Here is a 16526-nt window from a genome sequence, read left to right as displayed (position 1 = left end):
TCCCCCCGGCAAGGGCCTGTTATCTCAGTCGAAGCTGAAATCCGCGGAGCCGTCTTATGCTGCTGGGCTATTGGGCGATTGGGCAAATGCGTGTTCATGTATCCAGCTTTCTCACGTCAGCCCTTGGGGCCGGCAGGGTTTTGCACTCCTCCATCGACCCTCCGCGGGAGATTCCATGGATTGCCATCTTGGAGAGAAGCCGGCAACAGCGTGGCAGGTACGTCCTGATAGCTCACAGGTCGTTGGAAACGGTTGATGGCCGCGGACCCTACCGAGGTGGTACGGGAATCTGAAGTCGCGGGGTAGGGCCCACCGTGGACCATGGAGCTGTTTACCTCCACCCCCGTGGGCCATCCATTGAAGAGGATTCTGCCGACCCTGTCTTCAAGTTCGGGGATTATCGAACGGATTGCTTCTTCATCACCTTCTTCCCCGTGGACGGTGGCTGTGAGCTGCCCTTGCAGGCCCTGCACGAGAGCGAGGAGCTCGGCATGGTCCCTATAGCGAACCAGAAGTGCCGCTGATCCGAAGACTTCTTCCTGGAGCCCTTCAGCGGTCCCAAGGAAGTGGTTCGCAGTGGTTTCGAAGAGGATCGGGGCCGGAGCGTTCTCCGCGTCACCTGCAGATCCCTCGGCCAACGTCACGATGTTCTGGGCCGATTTCAGGCGGGCTACCCCGTCGCCATAGGCGCGACTGATTCCAGGGTTCAACATCGTCTGTCCGGTTGTCTGCTGGATGGCACGGATCGCGGTTTCCGTGAACTTCCTATCAGCATCCGGCAAAAAGACGAGGCCGGGGTTGGTGCAGAACTGCCCGGCACCGAGTGTCAGGGAGGCCGCAAAACCGGCGGCCAAGGCCTCCGGGCCCTCGGCGGCGGCCCTTGGCATGATAACCACCGGGTTGATGCTGGACATCTCGGCGTAGACAGGAATGGGTTCATGTCGACGGGCTGCCGTCTCCATCAGAGCGATCCCCGCTTTTCGTGAGCCGGTAAAGCCGATGGCCTTGATGCGCGGGTGCGCGGCAAGGCGTTGGCCGATGGTATGTCCATCGCCGAAGACCTGCGAAAAGGTTCCCTCGGGCAATCCGGCTTCCACGACGGCGTCCGAAACTATCTGTCCCACCAGTGCAGCTGTCCCCGGGTGTGAGTTATGGGCCTTCACGACGACGGGACATCCCGCGGCAAGAGCCGAGGCCGTGTCACCGCCGGCAGTTGAGAACGCAAGCGGAAAATTGCTGGCCCCAAAGACCACCACCGGCCCCAGTGCGATGTGGCGTTGTCGGATATCCGGAGAGGGCACCGGCCGCCGATCAGGCAGAGCGTTGTCGATGCGGATGTCCTGGTGCGTACCGAGACGAAGTTCTCGCGCGAACAGGCGCAGCTGGCCCGCCGTACGGTCGAGTTCACCTTGCAGCCTGGGCTCCGAGAGCCCCGTTTCCAACTGGGCGCGGTCGACGATGGCGGTCCGCCGTTCCTCGAGGCGTCGTGCGATCAGCTCCAGGAATAGCGCACGCCGCTCGGGTGGTGTTTCTCGGTAAAGGTGGAACGCTTTTGCGGCAGCATCGGCGGCCGCATCTGCCTCTTGCACGCTGGCGACCGCGAAAGCAGGTTCCACGGTTTCGCCTGTGGCTGGATTGAGGGCACGGATCTGCTCCGCTGTCGTAACCGCAGCTTGTGCTGTGGAAGTTGGGCTCGTGGTCATTGTCTGATTCCCCTCTAGATATGCTTTTTCTCGGGAGATGGATGTGAAATGCCAATGTAGGCTTTCGGGCACGGTGAACTCGGACGATTCGTACCTCTGGATGGCTGGTTGGCTATGGCTTCCAGCCTGGCCACCGGGGAACTGCCGCTACGCCTGTACGGCTACTCCGTTGCTGACAAAGGCGGTGATTTCGTCCGGAGAGTAACCGAATTCGCCTAGCACTTCCTCGGTGTGCTCTCCAAGTAGTGGTGCCGCTTGATAAGTATCTTTGCGCACTCCCGAGAGGCGGATCGGGTTGTCGATGACCCTCACCTCCCCTAGCGTGGCGTGCGGAAGGCTACGGACGATGTCATTGTGAAGGACCTGGGGGTTTTGAAGAACCTGGTCGAAGTCCTGGACGGGACCGCAAATTACTCCCGACTTCCCCAAACGTTGGATGGCCTCTTCCGTGCTGAATTCACTGATCTTCTCGTCGAGGATGTGCCACAACTGCTCGCGGTTCTCCTGTTGGAGCTCCGCTGTCGAGAACTCATTGCGTGCTGTTAGGTCCTCGGTCCCCAGAGCAGTGCAGATGGCCCGGAGCGGATCGGGGCGGAAAAGACCGACGATGGTGACCCAGCCATCGGAAGTCTTGAAGGAACCTACAAGGTTGTCCCGTTCCCAGTGGACCTCGAAACGGCGCATCATCCAGGCTGTGTATTCCTGCATTTGCTCGAACATGGCCGTGTCAAGCAGGGATACATCGACCCGCTGTCCCTGCCCGGACACGCCTCGCTCGATCAGGGCAAGCAGGATTCCTTGCACCAGCGCCATGCCGGCACCGAAATCTATGAACGGAATGGGATATATGGCCGGCCTCCCGTCCGTCGCCCGATTGTGCCAAGTCGCCCCGGAGAATGCTTGCAGGGCCATGTCCTGTCCTCCGAGCTCTGTCAGCGGGCCATCCTCGCCGAAGCCCGTTCCAGAGGCGTAGATCAGCCGGGGGAACTTCTTGTGCAGCTCCTCGAAGCCAAGCCCCATCCGTTCGGCCACGCCGGCGCGGTAGTTCGAAACAATGACGTCCGCGCCCTCGAGCATTCTGTGGACAATGGGAAGGGCACCAGGCTCCTTCATATCGAGCGAAATGGATCGCTTGTTTCGATTCAAGGCCAGGAACATGGCGCTGTCCTCGATGCCCTCAGATTTCACATCGATCGAGCGGCTGATGTCCCCGACTGCAGGACGTTCAACTTTGATGACTTCCGCCCCGAAATCGGCGAGAATTTGGGTTGCCATTGGGCCGAATTGGACCTGGCTGAAGTCAATGACTCGCACACCTTTCAACGGCAAACGCTGGCTGGTACTCATGGTGCATACTCCGTTATCTATGGTTTTCAGACCCGGCCCGGGGAAAGTGTCCCCGCCAGGACGGCAAGGCTCTCAAACAAGAAATAGCTGCCAAAAATGAGTTCAACGTCTTCGGCGCCGGCGTCACTGCTCCTGACCGTCGCGCGCTGCGTAAAACAACCACCCGCCAGGATCCCCTGGGGCCTACGGTCCCCTTCGCTCGTCGGTGTTAGGAAACCAGAGCTCAATGCCTTGACGGTGCGCTCGGCGAATTCCCGATACACCTTCCCTTCCTCCGCGCCCAACGCATGTGCCAAGCGCAGGCAGGCGGCCGCGGCCATTGAGGTGGCTGCGGTATCCCGGCTTGCGGCGGGAATCTTTGGGTCATCGAAATCCCAATAGGACACCAGATCCGACGGGACATGCTCGATCCACCAGTCGATCGTGCGCTTGGCGAAGTCGCGCCACTCCGGCTGCTGCGGGCGGACCATTGCCGCATGGGCGCTATATAGCATTGCCCATCCCTGGGCCCTGCCCCAGGTGCTGGTGTCGTTGTAGCCCTTGTGTGTATGAGTTCTCAGCACACGACCGGTCTCTGGGTCCAGGGTCGATGACTGGATAACTGAGTCGTCGTCCCTTACATGGATTTCCAAAACACGGCGCAGATGGGCCGAGGCGATGCGTTCCATGGTCTCGTCCTGGAGATTCTCAGCAGCCCAGAACAATAGGGCGGTGGCTTGAAGCGAGTCAATGCTGCTTTCGGCCTGTCCTACACTCGCGGCCTCCTCGGCGTCTTCGCCCAGGGGAATCAACCCAAGTCGCTCGTCGAACATACCCGCCAAGGACTTGGCAGCACTCAACGCCGCACGGCGAGCAGGCTCGTGGTCGAACAGCTCGGCGCCGACTGCTGCCCCGAAGTAGAATCCGAATCCTTTGAATGCCGTGCGCTTTTCGATCCTGGGCAACATCACCGAAAGGGCCTTGTACGCCTGATCCGGCGTAAATCGGGCCGGGTCGGCAAGTGCTGCAAGCCACAGCTCCCCTACATATGCACCTCCAGTCCAATCACCGTCCGGCGTCAACACCCATTCGCCCGTCTCGGGCCTTGCCCAATGCGGCAGTCCACCGGATATGCTCTCCCTGGTCGATGAAATGCGCGCTAGCATCCGCTTTTGTGCATCGATGATCAAAGTTGTCCCTCCTGGGTACCTCTGGATTCAAATATTGAAAATGTGTCTGAAATATTGAACAATGTCTAGTATGTCCAACAATACAAGTGTCGACGCCCTGCAGTCCATCCCCTCCGGCGATGCGCCCCGAAAACCCACCCACCGGCAGACCTCCCCCGCGCTGAGGCGCGGGCTCGACATATTGGAATTGTTCCTGGAGCCGAACGACGGGCTCAAGATCCCGGAAATCACCAGGAGATTGGGGCTGCCACGGGCCAGCGTCCACGAACTGGTCGGCACCCTCGTGGAACGCGGTTACCTCCGGCCGCTTGGCGAGGAGGGAGCGCGCTTTGCCCTGGGGGTTAAACCATTCCAGCTGGGTGGCGCTTACGAGCGGGAGCTCGACCTCGCCGAACTTGGACGCGACATTGCAGCCAACGTGGCCTCGGAATGCGACGAAACCGTTCAGGTCGTCGTGCGTGATGGCCAATACGCGGTATACGTTGTGCGTATTGACAGCACGCACTCCGTTCGGCTGGTTTCGCAGGTGGGCAGCCGCCTGCCGGCTCATTGCACGGCCGGCGGCAAGATGCTGCTGGCAACGCTGGCGGATGAAGAACTCTCCTCGCTCTTTCCGGACGACGCTTCGCTGATACGCATGACCGAACATAGCATCGACAGCACCGCGCGGCTCCGCAACGAACTGGCCCTTATACGCTCGCGTGACTGGGCGGAGGAGCACAGCGAGTCCAACGACGATGTGACCTGTGTGGCCGCACCTGTCCGGGACTCCCACGGCAACTGCCTTGCCGCCATGAGCATTTCCGTGCCCAACATACGTTGGAGCGAGGAGGGCAAGGCTCACTACATCGACCTTGCATCCACTGGAGCGAGACGGCTCTCCCGTGCACTGGGTGCGTAGGGTGTGCGCGCGGATCCGCCAACGTCGATAACGGAGCGTCCCACGGCGCTCCGAACGAGGTCCCGGTAGGCTTCGTTGACCTCATCGAGGGCGTAGACCCTCCCCACCAGCCGCTCGAGCGGGAGCTTTCCAGATCGGTAGAGCTCCAGGATCTGCGGCAGCTGAACAGGTGGGTTCGAGGACCCGTACAGGCTTCCGACCACACGCCTTTCCCGCTGGACCAGTAGATTGATCGGGACCGCGAAAGTTTCTTCCACCCTGCCAAGTCCCACCGCAACGAGCGTGCCGCCGGTGCCGAGCGAGCCGAAGGCCTGCTCCATTGTCGTTGACGAGCCCACGGCATCCAGAGCCCATTTGACGCCCCCGGGGGCGACGTCGTCGAGGACGTCGGAGAGATCCTGCTGGCTGACATTGACGGCGTGGGTGGCGCCCAGCTCGAGGGCCAGGTCCAATCGGGCCTCCACGGTGTCTGCAACGATGATCGGGCCAGCCCCCACCAGGTTCAACCCCATGATGGCGCTAAGCCCGACTCCCCCTGCGCCGACGACCAGAACAGACTGCCCGGTCGAACCGGACATGTGGTTCAACACCGAGCCGACGCCGGTGATGACGGCGCAACCGGCGATGGCAGCCACGTTCGCAGGAACATCGGCGGGGATCTTGACCACCGATCGCTCGGACACCACGCAGGCTTCCGCGAAACAGGACACCCCCATCAAGTGGTGCACCGTCTTCCCGTCCTGGCTGATACGGCTGCTGCCATCAGGGAGTCCTCCAGTCGAACCCTGCACCGCACCGAGGACGCAAAGCCCTGGCCGTCCGCTGGTGCAGAATTCACATTCCCCACACCGGGGACGCCAGGTCATAACCACCCGGTCCCCGGGGTTCACCCGCGTGACCGATGCTCCGACGGCGTCGATGATGCCGACGCCCTCGTGGCCCAGCACCGCTGGCAGGTGCGCGTGCAAGTCCCCGTTCATGTAGTGCAGGTCGCTGTGGCAGACGCCGGCGGCCTCTACCCTGACGCGGACCTCGCCGGCTTTCGGTTCCGCCAATTGCACTTCTTCCAGGGACAAGGGATCTCCGGCCCGCCGTAAAATAGCTGCCTTCATATTTGGTCTCCTTCGTTGGTGGTTGTTTAGTCTTCGAGTTTCAGTCGGCGCGGCTGGTGCTGGAGCCGGCTTCCCTGGGGCGACATGGGCAACTGGAACGGCGCCCGATCGAGCAGGTCCAAGCCCAGCCGCGCCCGTCGAACCCGTTCACGGCATGTTTCCACGACCAACGACTGCAGGTGCACCCCGGACGGGTACACGTCCGGCGCATTGCGGAGGCCGAATTTGACGTAGACGGGCGACGCGACGCGGATGATCTCGTAGATTTCGTGATGCCTGACGAACCCGCCGATGTTGTCGGGAGCCTCGATGTAGAAATCGAGTGTCGTATCGCAGGCCTCGCGAATCTCGCGCAGCTGCTGCAGAGACATGTCCGAGGGAACGTTGACGGTATCAGCGCCGAGCAGGCCATGTACGACAACTGCTGCGGGATTCAGGGGCGCTGCCATAACCGAGGTCTTGAATTGGATCCCAGGTGGCAGGAGTCCGGAGACGCGAAGTTGATGGGCACTTACGAGCAGGCCCTCGTCGGAGACCAACAAGCTCTTGACGCCGAGGTCCGAGGCTCTCTGGATCTCCGCGATGGCGGCGCTGAGCTGAGACAGCCCCCTGGCCCTGCCGGACAGGCCGCCTGCGGCATCGCGCGCGGCACCGATGTCCCAGTTGGCCCCAGGGCGGGCGAACAGACAGAGTTCGATCCCCCGCTCCTCGCACATGAGGACCATGTCCCTGATCTCCACGTCCGTCAGCATGGTGACGCCTGAGCCCTGCGAAACGCGGTGGATTGGCACCTCAAGTGACTCGGACTCCTCGAGAACGGCCTCCAGGGCCTTTGGCCCCTCGACACTAGGGATCTCCACCCGCCACAATCCGCCATCGGGGAATGAGGAGGTCGAAGAGGGCGGGGCGAAGGCGCTCGTCTCATAGCCAAGCTGCCGCAGGGCTGCGGCACCAGGGATGAACGGCAATACGCCTTTGGCAGGCTTCAAAACGACTCCTTTTGTTTTATATTTCAGACGTTGTCTGTAATGACGTACAGAATTCCACTAAAGAGTGCCCCGGTCAACCACGCGACAAGAATTTGACGTGACCTGGAGCACGTGCGAGTATGGCTCACATGTCGGATCTCGTCTGAAATATTAAACGTAAGAGGTTTTTGTGGACGCCCTGAAGTACCTACGGATCGAGCAGCGCGGAGGTGTTGCGATCATCACCCTCGACCGCCCGCCGCTCAACATCCTCAACTTGAGGATGCAGGACGAGCTCGCCGCAGCAGCGGAAGAGATTTCACGCAACGAGTCGATAACTTCAGTCGTCATCCACGGGGGGCCCAATTGCTTCGCTGCCGGGGCAGATATCGCAGAGATGTCCACGCTGGCAGTCGCGGACCTAAGTACCCGCCCACGGCGGTTGCAGCATGGGTTCGATGAAATTGCCGGCCTCGACGTGCCCACCGTTGCTGCGATCACGGGTTACGCGCTGGGGGGCGGTTGTGAATTAGCGCTCTGCGCAGACCTGCGCATGATCGCGGACGACGCGGTGATGGGACAACCAGAGATCAAGCTCGGGGTCATCCCGGGGTGCGGAGGCACGCAGCGCCTCCCGCGCCTGGTGGGGCGGGCCCGCGCAAAGGAGTTGATCCTAACCGGACGCCACGTAGCCGCGGAAGAAGCCCTGGACATCGGCCTTGCCGACCGCGTGCTGGACAACGCCGCGGTTCTTCCGGCGGCTATCGACTGGGCTGCCCAATTCGAAACGGGCCCCAGGGTGGCCCTCGCTGCAGCCAAACGGGCCATCGACCATGGTTTCGAAGCAACTCTCGCGGATGGTCTCGCCATCGAGCGCGACGAATTCGACACCGTCTTCGCCAGCGAGGACCGCTCCACAGGCATGACCCACTTTCGCAGCAAGTCCCCCGGAGAGCCGCACTTCCGGGGACGCTGATACCAGCCGTTCCCGCACCCTAGAATCACTTCAAGTAGGAGGCCCTTCCATGGAGACCAAAGTCGGCATAGACCCGCCAAATCCATCCGCAGGCACTAGTCCCAAGCGAACCAAGCGCATGACCGCAGGACTCGGGGGCGGCGTCGCCCTTGAATGGTTTGACTGGAATGTCTACGGCCTCATGGCAGCCTTTCTGGCCCCCCACTTCTTCCCGTCGGAAAACCCGGTGACATCGGTTCTGGCCGCTCTCGCGGTTTTCGGGGCCGGGTTCTTCGCCCGACCACTGGGAGCAGCCATCCTCGGGCCGATTGCCGACCGGATCAGTCACAAGAAGGTCATGATGACTTCGGTCACCGCCATGGCTGCCACCTCATTCATCATCGCCTTGATGCCTACCCACGAAACGCTGGGCGTAGCGGCCGGGGTCATCTTGTTGGTGCTACGCCTCCTCCAAGGCCTGGCAACCGGCGCAGAAGCAGGCGTGGCCAACGCGATTGCCATCGAACTCGCCGAACCCCACGAACGCGGCAAATATCTGGGCCTGATCAGCGGAACGTTCATCCAGATCGGCATCTTTGGAGCCAGCCTATTCGCCTTCCTCGTCAGCGCATCCGTTCCCGCCGGAACAATGGGTGAGTGGGCTTGGCGCATTCCCTTCGCCTTTGGCGGCGTCCTGGGCCTATTGGTCATCTACCTTCGATCGGCCCTTCCAGAAACTCTGATCGAGTCGGCCATGCACAAAAAGGAGGACGAACTCGACGTCATTCAGGAAACTACCGGAGGGGTCTGGAAGGCACTTTGGAAGGTCCGGCTTGCCCTGCTCGCGGTGATTCTCGTCATCGGCTCCGTGCAGATCGCAAACTACGCATGGATCACCGGCTTACCGAGTATGGCGAACGGGGTCTACGAGGAGAACAGCACGTGGGTGTTCGGAATCACCACTGCGATGGGCGTCATCTGGATCGTGTCCGGCCCCCTGATCGGGGCATTGGCCGACAGGGTCCGTCCATCGCGTGCCTTCACGATCTTCCGGGCTCTGCTCATCCCTGGTTTCTTCACAATGCTGCTCTACAGGGAACAGAGCCTGGCGATGTTCGCCTTGGTCATGGTCCTGGGGGGCATCATCGTCGGGTTCAACATGAGCCTTTACAACTACATCGCAGTAACCCTCATGCCAAAGAGCGTGCGGACAACCGGAGTTTCTATCGGGTATGCCCTGGGCGTCTCCATCTTTGGCGGGACTTCCTCCTATCTACTTGTCTGGCTGCGGGAGGCCGACCTAACGTGGGTCTTCCCCATATACGGTTCCATCGTTGCCGTCCTCAGCATCGTGGTCTACTGGATCGCCAAGAAACAAGGACATGTGCATGTGGGGGACTAATGAAATCACTCGTTCGGCTGAGACCCCCTACATGGACAAAGGGAGCAACGCAATGACGCGGTACGAAGACCCCAGCGAAACGCCCGGGCCTGTTTGTGGCAGCGGGATGGCGCGTGCCGAAGTCGACGACTACACGCCCAGCTGGGTCAATTTCCACCGCCTCCTGGACGAGCGCTCGACATCAGTCGAGGAGTGCCTCCTTTGGTACGACGAGAGCCGTGGCGAAGAATGTCGGTGGAACCACCGCGAGTGGGCCGGAGATGTTGTCACCTCCGCCTCGCTGCTTGCCGAAGCCGGCGTTCGCCAAGGATCGACCGTGACCATGCTTGCCGCCAATCGTCCTGAGACCCTCCTGACCGCTTTCGCCGCATGGTCTCTCGGGGCTTGCTTCATGCCGCTCGACCCGCGGGACACACCGGAACACCACCAGCGCATCAGTCAGGACATCGACAATCTGTGGATCGTCCACGTCGGAACGGGGCATACATCCCTACCTGGTCGCGCCGTCAAGATGCCAGACTATGCGCGCCTGCGTCGCCTTCAGTCCAGCCGGTCCTACGTTGAAGCGACCAGTCTGGACGTCCCCGCCCTGCGCATGCACACGAGCGGAACGAGTGGCCCGCCGAAACCGATCCTCATTTCGATGCGCGCGCTGCTGACGAACAGTGACGCGATGCACCAGGCCTTTGGGTGGACCCCTCGGACGCGAGCACTTACCGTCCTGCCTATATCGCATGCCAACGGCCTCATAATCAGTTCATTTCTGCCCTGGTACATCGGGGCATCAAGCGTTCTCCTGGACCGGTTCCGCCGTGGAAGCTTCTGGGCCACGGCGGCACGCCTCAGGGCTACGACTTGCAGCCTCGTTCCCACCATTCTCGAATATCTGCTTTCCGACAATGGCCGGGTGAGGGAAATGCCCTGCCCTCTCCACCTGGCGGAGGTGTTCTCAGGGAGCGGCCCTCTTCGAGCGGCAGCCGCCGAGGAATTCGAGGACCTGTTCGGCATCCCGGTTCGCCAGCTCTACGGACTCTCGGAGACCACCGCCGTACTGACAACGACCCCCAAGAGGCCCGCCGGGGGAACTCCCTCCGATTTCCGGCCATCGATTGGTGTTCCCGTTCCACACGGGATGGTCGAAGTCATCGACGCGTCCGGCAACCCATGCGCGGAAGGCGAACGCGGGGAGATCGTCGCCCGGGGCGCGATGCTTATGGACGGATACGCGAAAAACGCCGAAGCCACAGCGGAAGCGTTTGCAGAGGGTTGGTTCCATACCGGCGACCGTGGGTACTGGGTTTCCGATGATGCAGCTGAACGGTGGTTCTTCCTCGAGGGGCGCCTGCGCGAGGTCATCCGCCGATCTGGATCCACGATCCTGCCGCAGTTGATCGACGACGTTGTGGCCTCCCACCCGGCTGTGGAACGAGCCGGAGTCATCGGCTTTCCGAACAGGTGGTATGGAGAAGAAATCGCTGTCTTCGTGGTAGCACAATCCGCCGTGACGGAGGAAGAAATCCTCCAGTGGTGCGCCGATCGGCTCGACTTCGAACACCGTCCCAAGGTGGTGCTGTTCGGAGACGACTTTCCGCTGACAGCCGTTGGCAAGATACGACGCGGTGTCCTCTCACGGAAACTTGCGGCACAGCTCGAACCCTACTGGGAGGCGACCTTCCGCTCCACTTCCCCTCCCAAAGAAGATGATCCCCTAACCGGCAATCATGAAAGAAGGAAACATGAATAACGTGACGATCACGCGTCCAAGCCTCGAAGTCGTCGATGACTTTATCGAGCGCATGGCCCGCGAACGCGGCGAGCAGATGGACCGCACCGGGGAATTCGACAAGGAACTGCTGGATGAGGCGGCACGCCTCGGCCTGACGAGCATGTTCTTCGACGATTCGCTGAACCTGGATCTTTCATCCATGCCCCTTGCACACGACATCAGCGAACGCCTCGCCGCAGTCTGCGCTCCACTCGCCATGGAGGTGGGTGTAATCCGGCTGGTGGCATATCTGATTGCCCGTTACGCAGGAGAAGAAGTCAAGAACCGTTGGTTGCGCAGCACCGCAGAGGGGCGGACGTACGGCGCCTTCGCACTGACGGAGCCAGAAGCAGGCACGGACCTGCGTGGAATGAGATCTGTTGCCGTGCGAGACGGAGATAACTATGTTCTCAATGGCCAGAAGTGCTGGGTCGGGTTCGCCCCCTATGCTTCCTATGCCATCGTCCTCTGCAAGGAGGGGTCCGATGACCGTAACGCACCGACCCTGGCCCTGGTCGTCGACATGGAAAGCCCCGGCGCCCGAGGGGCATGGGGGCCACGGCTTTCCGGTTTCCGCGGTCTGCCCAACGGAGAACTTTTCTTCGACGACGTGGTCGTTCCAGCCAACCAGGCACTGCAGGTTGATGGCTTCGCCGGGATGATGGACGGTCTGAACATGGCCCGCATCGATGCTGCCGGTTACGCCTGCGGCCTCTTGCGAGGCGCCCTGGAGGAAAGCGTTGAGCGCGCCGCCACCCGCAAGGCCTTCGGAAAGAGGATTGGCGACCTGCCCAGCATCCAAATTAAACTTGGACGCATGCGGGCGGGCTACCACACCGCACGCGAACTGGCACTCAAGGCATGCCAGACCTACATGGACAAGCCTGGCGGAGACCAGGACCTCATTTCCGTGGCCAAAGTGACGGCGTCCGACCTGGCACGACTGCATACGGACCACGCCATGCAGATTTTCGGTGCTTCCGGCCTGACCTTCCATGCGCGCGTGGAACGGCTTCACCGGGACTCGAAAGCCACCCAGATCTTCGACGGAACAAGTGAAATCCATGAGACCATGATCGGCCGCCGATTGGTCGGCGCATACGAGAAGCACTCGGGAAAGAACTTCGTCGACACCTTGGTATAGCGGCGCCGCGACAACGCACCGGAACCATTCGATTCTCGGTTTCGGTGCGTTCTCCGCGCCTGTAAATCAACCACGCGTGGGCCCGTGATCATCACGAGCCCCGCAATTCCAATCCTTGGCCAACCCCACGGGCGCGACAAGATGATCCGTCTCCAGTGAAGCCCAATGTACGGGTGGTAGTACAGCCCTGGGGATGCACCCCAACAAGAAGGAAAGTTTCATTGACCCCACCCGAGCAGGGCGCCCTGGATGAGGGCCCTGGCCAAGTACAGCTGTTGAGACCCGATGGAACCGTGCGTGCGGACCCGATGTACTCGCCATATGTGCGTGATGTCGACGCCAAAATGTTGCGCAGCTTGTACCGTGACATGGCATTGACCCGGCGCTTCGATGAGGAGGCCACGGCGTTGCAGCGCCAGGGCCAGCTGGCCCTCTGGGCGCCATTGCGGGGGCAGGAAGCCGCCCAGATCGGCTCGGGCCGGGCGACCGAGGCGCGTGATTACATCTTCCCCACCTACCGCGAGCACGGCGTGGCGCTGACCCGTGACGTGGACTTCCCGCAGATGCTGCGCATGTTCCGCGGCCTCTCCAACGGTGGGTGGGATCCCCGGGAGAAGAACTTCCACCTCTATACATTGGTGCTCGCCGCCCAGATGCCGCACGCCGCCGGATACGCCATGGGTATCCAGCGCGATCAGGCGGGCTGGGATGCCGAACGGCTCGCCGCAGAAGGTACCGCAGTGGTCGCCTACTTCGGCGACGGCTCATCATCCGAGGGCGACACCCATGAATCCATGGTCTTCGCCGCGAGCAACCAGGCGCCGGTGGTCTTTTTCTGCCAGAACAACCAGTGGGCCATCTCGGTGCCGTTCGAGGTCCAGTCCCGCGTGCCTCTCGTGCAGCGTGCCGCCGGGTACGGGTTCCCGGGCATCCGGGTGGATGGCAATGACGTCTTGGCCGTGCATGCCGTCACCCGGTGGGCCCTTGAGCACGCCAGATCCGGCCGCGGGCCGGTGCTCATTGAGGCCGAGACCTACCGGGTCGGCGCACATACGACGGCCGATGACCCCACCAAGTACCGCACGGCGGTCGAGGAGGAGACCTGGGGGCCGAAGGACCCCCTGACCCGCTTGGAAAAGTACCTGCGCGCCCAGGACCTGGTCGATGACGACTTCTTTGCCCAACTCGCCGTCGACGGCGACGAGATGGCCGCCCGGGTCCGCCGCGAAGCGCTGGCCTTCCCGGCACCGACCCTGGCCGACTCCTTCGCCAACGTCTATGCAGAAGCCCACCCCCTGATACGCGAAGAGCTGGAGTTCCACCGCCGCTATGAGGCCGGGTTCGCCGACGCCGACCTCTCCGCAGCCGACGCGCAGGGAGAAGCCCGATGACCACGATGACCATGGCCAAGGCCCTCTCCGCTGGCCTTCGTCGCGTGCTGGACGGCAACCCGAAGTCACTGCTGATCGGCGAGGACATCGGCCGACTCGGCGGCGTCTACCGTGTCACCGAGGGCCTGATGGCAGATTTCGGAACCGATCGGGTCGTCGACTCGCCGCTGGCCGAATCCGGCATCATCGGCGCCTCGATCGGCATGAGCCTGCGTGGCTACGCCCCGATCGCCGAGATCCAGTTCGACGGCTTCGTCTTCCCGGGGTTCAACCAGATCACCACCCAGCTGGCCAAGATGAGGGCCCGCTCCGAGGGTCGGTTCGGTGCACCTGTCGTCGTGCGCATCCCCTATGGCGGGGGCATCGGCTCCATCGAGCACCATTCGGAGTCGCCCGAGGCGCTCTTCGCGCACACCCCCGGCCTGCGCATCATCACCCCGTCCAATCCCAACGACGCGTACTGGATGATCCAGCAGGCCGCCGCCTGCCAGGACCCGGTGATCTTCTTCGAACCCAAGCGCCGCTATTGGCTCAAGGGAGAGGTCGACACCGAGACGCCGGCGCAGGACGCCTTCAGCGCGCAGGTCATCCGCGAGGGTGCCGACGCCACGATCGTCACCTATGGGCCGCTCGTCCCGGTGGCGTTAGCAGCTGCCGAGGCAGCGACCGAGGACGGACGCAGCATCGAGGTCATCGACCTGCGATCGATCAGCCCCATCGATTTCGACACGGTGATCACCTCGGTGCAGAAGACCGGCCGACTCATCGTGACCCATGAGGCCCCCACCTTCGGGGGGATCGGTGGCGAAATTGCCGCCCGCGTCTCCGAGCGGGCCTTCCTCTCACTCGAGGCGCCAGTGATCCGGGTCGGTGGATTCCACATGCCCTACCCCGTGGCCAAGGTCGAGGATCAGTACCTGCCGGACATCGACAAGTTGCTCGAAGCGCTGGACCGTTCCTTCGAGTACTAAGCCAACCGGCACCCCGAACAGCACGCGCCCAAGGAGCCATCCATGAGTACCTTCAAACTGCCGGACGTCGGCGAAGGCCTGACCGAGGCCGACATCGCCTCCTGGAAGGTCCAGCCCGGCGACACCGTGGAGATCAACCAGGTCTTCGTGGAAATCGAAACGGCCAAGTCCCTCGTCGAGCTGCCCAGCCCGTACGCCGGCGTGGTGACCGAGCTGCATGCGGCCGAAGGCCAGACCGTAGAGGTCGGCCAGCCGCTCTTCTCCGTCGACGAAACCGGACAGGAGGTCCCGGCTCCCCAGGAGTCCGGCACCGAGTCCGCGCCGGTCGCTGCCGATCCGGTCGTCGAGCCGCCGGCAGTGGCAGCCGCCCCTTCCGAGGAGAAGGCCCCGGGTCCCTTGGTCGGCTCCGGGCCGAAGGCGGACCCCGTACGACGTCGGCCGCGCACCCACCGCGGCACCCCGGCTCCAGCCCCCGCCGTTCCCCCGGTGTCTGCGGCTCCCCGCATACCCTCGACCGGAACGCCGGCCGCGGTGCCCCAGGCAACCACGGCACCGGGCAGCACAGGCATCAGCGCCGGGGCACGCGCGGTCGCCGCCCGCCAGTCTGTGTCCCAGCTGCTCGACCGTGTGCTTGCCAAGCCGCCGGTCCGCAAGATCGCCAAGGAGTTGGGCATTGACCTCTCCAAGGTCCGCGGCACCGGCGGGCGGGGAGAGATCACCCGGGAGGACCTCATCTCCTACCGGGCCCAACGCGAGGCCGAACAGGACCAGGCCCCGACATTCTGGATGCCGGGAACCGTCGACGAGGACCGGGTCACCCGCGAACCCGTCCGTGGCGTGCGCAAGGCCACCGCCAAGGCCATGGTCGAGTCCGCCTTCAGCGCCCCTCATGTGAGCATCTTCGTCGACGTCGATGCCTCCCGGACCATGGAGTTCACCCAACGACTCAAGAAATCCCGTGACTTCGAGGGCATCAAGGTCTCACCGCTGCTGATCCTGGCCAAGGCAGTCATCTGGGCCGCCGCCCGGAACCCCAGCGTCAACGCCAGCTGGGTCGACCAGCCCGACGGCGCCGCGGAGATCCACGTCAAGCACTACATGAACCTGGGCATCGCCGCGGCCACCCCGCGCGGCCTGCTGGTCCCGAACATCAAGGACGCCCAGGACCTGAGCCTGAAGGAACTGGCCATCGCACTGAACTCGCTGGCCGTCACGGCCCGTGAAGGCAAGACCACGCCGGAGGACATGCGCGGCGGATCGCTGACCGTGACCAACATCGGGGCCCTCGGCATCGACACCGGCACCCCGATCATCAACCCCGGCGAGGTGGCCATCGTCGCGTTCGGCACCATCCGGCAAAAGCCCTGGGTCGTCTCCGGCGAGGTCATCCCGCGGTGGATCACCACTCTGGGCGGAAGCTTCGACCACCGCGTCGTCGACGGTGACCTGTCGGCACGTTTCATGGCCGACGTCGCCGCCATCATGGAGGAGCCGGCCCTCCTGCTCGACTAGCGAGCGCCGGGTGTTCACCCGTTCATATTCGACGGGCACATGGCCGAGCTCGCCGTGCAGACGCCGGAAGCCCCCCACCTTTCCGGTAGACGAGCTCCCGCCACCTACGCCTATCTGCCAAAACGATATCCGCTAGGAACGGAAGGAGGGCGTTCGCACGCAGGCATGCGAACGCCCTCCTTCTGT

General features: G+C 62.8%; 13 protein-coding genes. 8 read left to right on the top strand and 5 right to left on the bottom strand.

Features of this window, described 5'->3' with window-relative positions; genetic code table 11:
- Positions 1–116 precede the first annotated feature (116 nt).
- The 3 genes from ABD088_RS14975 to ABD088_RS14965 form a co-directional block, all read right to left on the bottom strand.
- On the bottom strand, positions 117–1703 hold the full coding sequence (locus ABD088_RS14975) for an aldehyde dehydrogenase (NADP(+)) (protein ID WP_343902766.1): 1587 nt from the start codon (positions 1701–1703) through the stop codon (positions 117–119).
- A 147-nt stretch (positions 1704–1850) separates the two neighbouring features.
- Entirely contained in the window at positions 1851–3050 is a 1200-nt protein-coding gene (locus tag ABD088_RS14970) for a CaiB/BaiF CoA transferase family protein (RefSeq protein WP_343902765.1), read from the bottom strand.
- A gap of 26 nt (positions 3051–3076) precedes the next feature.
- Positions 3077–4219 (bottom strand): hypothetical protein, encoded by a 1143-nt coding sequence (locus ABD088_RS14965; protein ID WP_343902764.1) that lies wholly within the window; start codon positions 4217–4219, stop codon positions 3077–3079.
- A gap of 70 nt (positions 4220–4289) precedes the next feature.
- Between ABD088_RS14965 and ABD088_RS14960 the strand changes: the two genes are divergently transcribed.
- On the top strand, positions 4290–5120 hold the full coding sequence (locus ABD088_RS14960) for an IclR family transcriptional regulator (protein ID WP_343902763.1): 831 nt from the start codon (positions 4290–4292) through the stop codon (positions 5118–5120).
- Here ABD088_RS14960 and ABD088_RS14955 read toward each other — a convergent pair.
- On the bottom strand, positions 5063–6232 hold the full coding sequence (locus ABD088_RS14955; RefSeq protein ID WP_343902762.1) for an alcohol dehydrogenase catalytic domain-containing protein: 1170 nt from the start codon (positions 6230–6232) through the stop codon (positions 5063–5065). The two genes, ABD088_RS14960 and ABD088_RS14955, sit on opposite strands and share 58 nt — an antisense overlap.
- A gap of 26 nt (positions 6233–6258) precedes the next feature.
- A complete protein-coding gene (locus tag ABD088_RS14950) occupies positions 6259–7221 on the bottom strand; it encodes a U32 family peptidase (RefSeq protein WP_343902761.1) in 963 nt (320 codons plus the stop codon).
- 169 nt (positions 7222–7390) lie between these two features.
- Here ABD088_RS14950 and ABD088_RS14945 point away from each other — a divergent pair, with 169 nt between their 5' ends.
- The 7 genes from ABD088_RS14945 to ABD088_RS14915 all read left to right on the top strand — a co-directional run bounded on the left by ABD088_RS14945 (position 7391) and on the right by ABD088_RS14915 (position 16340).
- A complete protein-coding gene (locus tag ABD088_RS14945) occupies positions 7391–8176 on the top strand; it encodes an enoyl-CoA hydratase/isomerase family protein (protein ID WP_343902760.1) in 786 nt (261 codons plus the stop codon).
- Positions 8177–8225: 49 nt separating this feature from the next.
- Entirely contained in the window at positions 8226–9557 is a 1332-nt protein-coding gene (locus ABD088_RS14940; protein WP_343902759.1) for an MFS transporter, read from the top strand.
- A 52-nt stretch (positions 9558–9609) separates the two neighbouring features.
- Complete coding sequence (locus ABD088_RS14935) at positions 9610–11301, top strand: class I adenylate-forming enzyme family protein (RefSeq protein WP_343902757.1); 1692 nt, start codon at positions 9610–9612, stop codon at positions 11299–11301.
- Complete coding sequence (locus ABD088_RS14930) at positions 11294–12466, top strand: acyl-CoA dehydrogenase family protein (RefSeq protein ID WP_343902756.1); 1173 nt, start codon at positions 11294–11296, stop codon at positions 12464–12466. The genes ABD088_RS14935 and ABD088_RS14930 overlap by 8 nt, the downstream gene beginning before the upstream one ends.
- Before the next feature lie 221 nt (positions 12467–12687).
- Positions 12688–13857 (top strand): pyruvate dehydrogenase (acetyl-transferring) E1 component subunit alpha, encoded by a 1170-nt coding sequence (gene pdhA, locus ABD088_RS14925; RefSeq protein ID WP_372710983.1) that lies wholly within the window; start codon positions 12688–12690, stop codon positions 13855–13857.
- On the top strand, positions 13854–14828 hold the full coding sequence (locus tag ABD088_RS14920) for an alpha-ketoacid dehydrogenase subunit beta (RefSeq protein WP_343902755.1): 975 nt from the start codon (positions 13854–13856) through the stop codon (positions 14826–14828). Before pdhA ends, ABD088_RS14920 begins: the two co-directional genes overlap by 4 nt.
- Before the next feature lie 42 nt (positions 14829–14870).
- On the top strand, positions 14871–16340 hold the full coding sequence (locus tag ABD088_RS14915) for a 2-oxo acid dehydrogenase subunit E2 (RefSeq protein WP_343902754.1): 1470 nt from the start codon (positions 14871–14873) through the stop codon (positions 16338–16340).
- The last annotated feature ends 186 nt before the right edge of the window (positions 16341–16526 follow it).

Source organism: Arthrobacter rhombi (assembly GCF_039526245.1).
GTDB classification, from domain to species: domain Bacteria; phylum Actinomycetota; class Actinomycetes; order Actinomycetales; family Micrococcaceae; genus Arthrobacter_H; species Arthrobacter_H rhombi.
The sequence above is the reverse complement of the archived record's forward strand: the minus strand, read 5'-3'. Positions and strand labels throughout refer to the sequence as shown.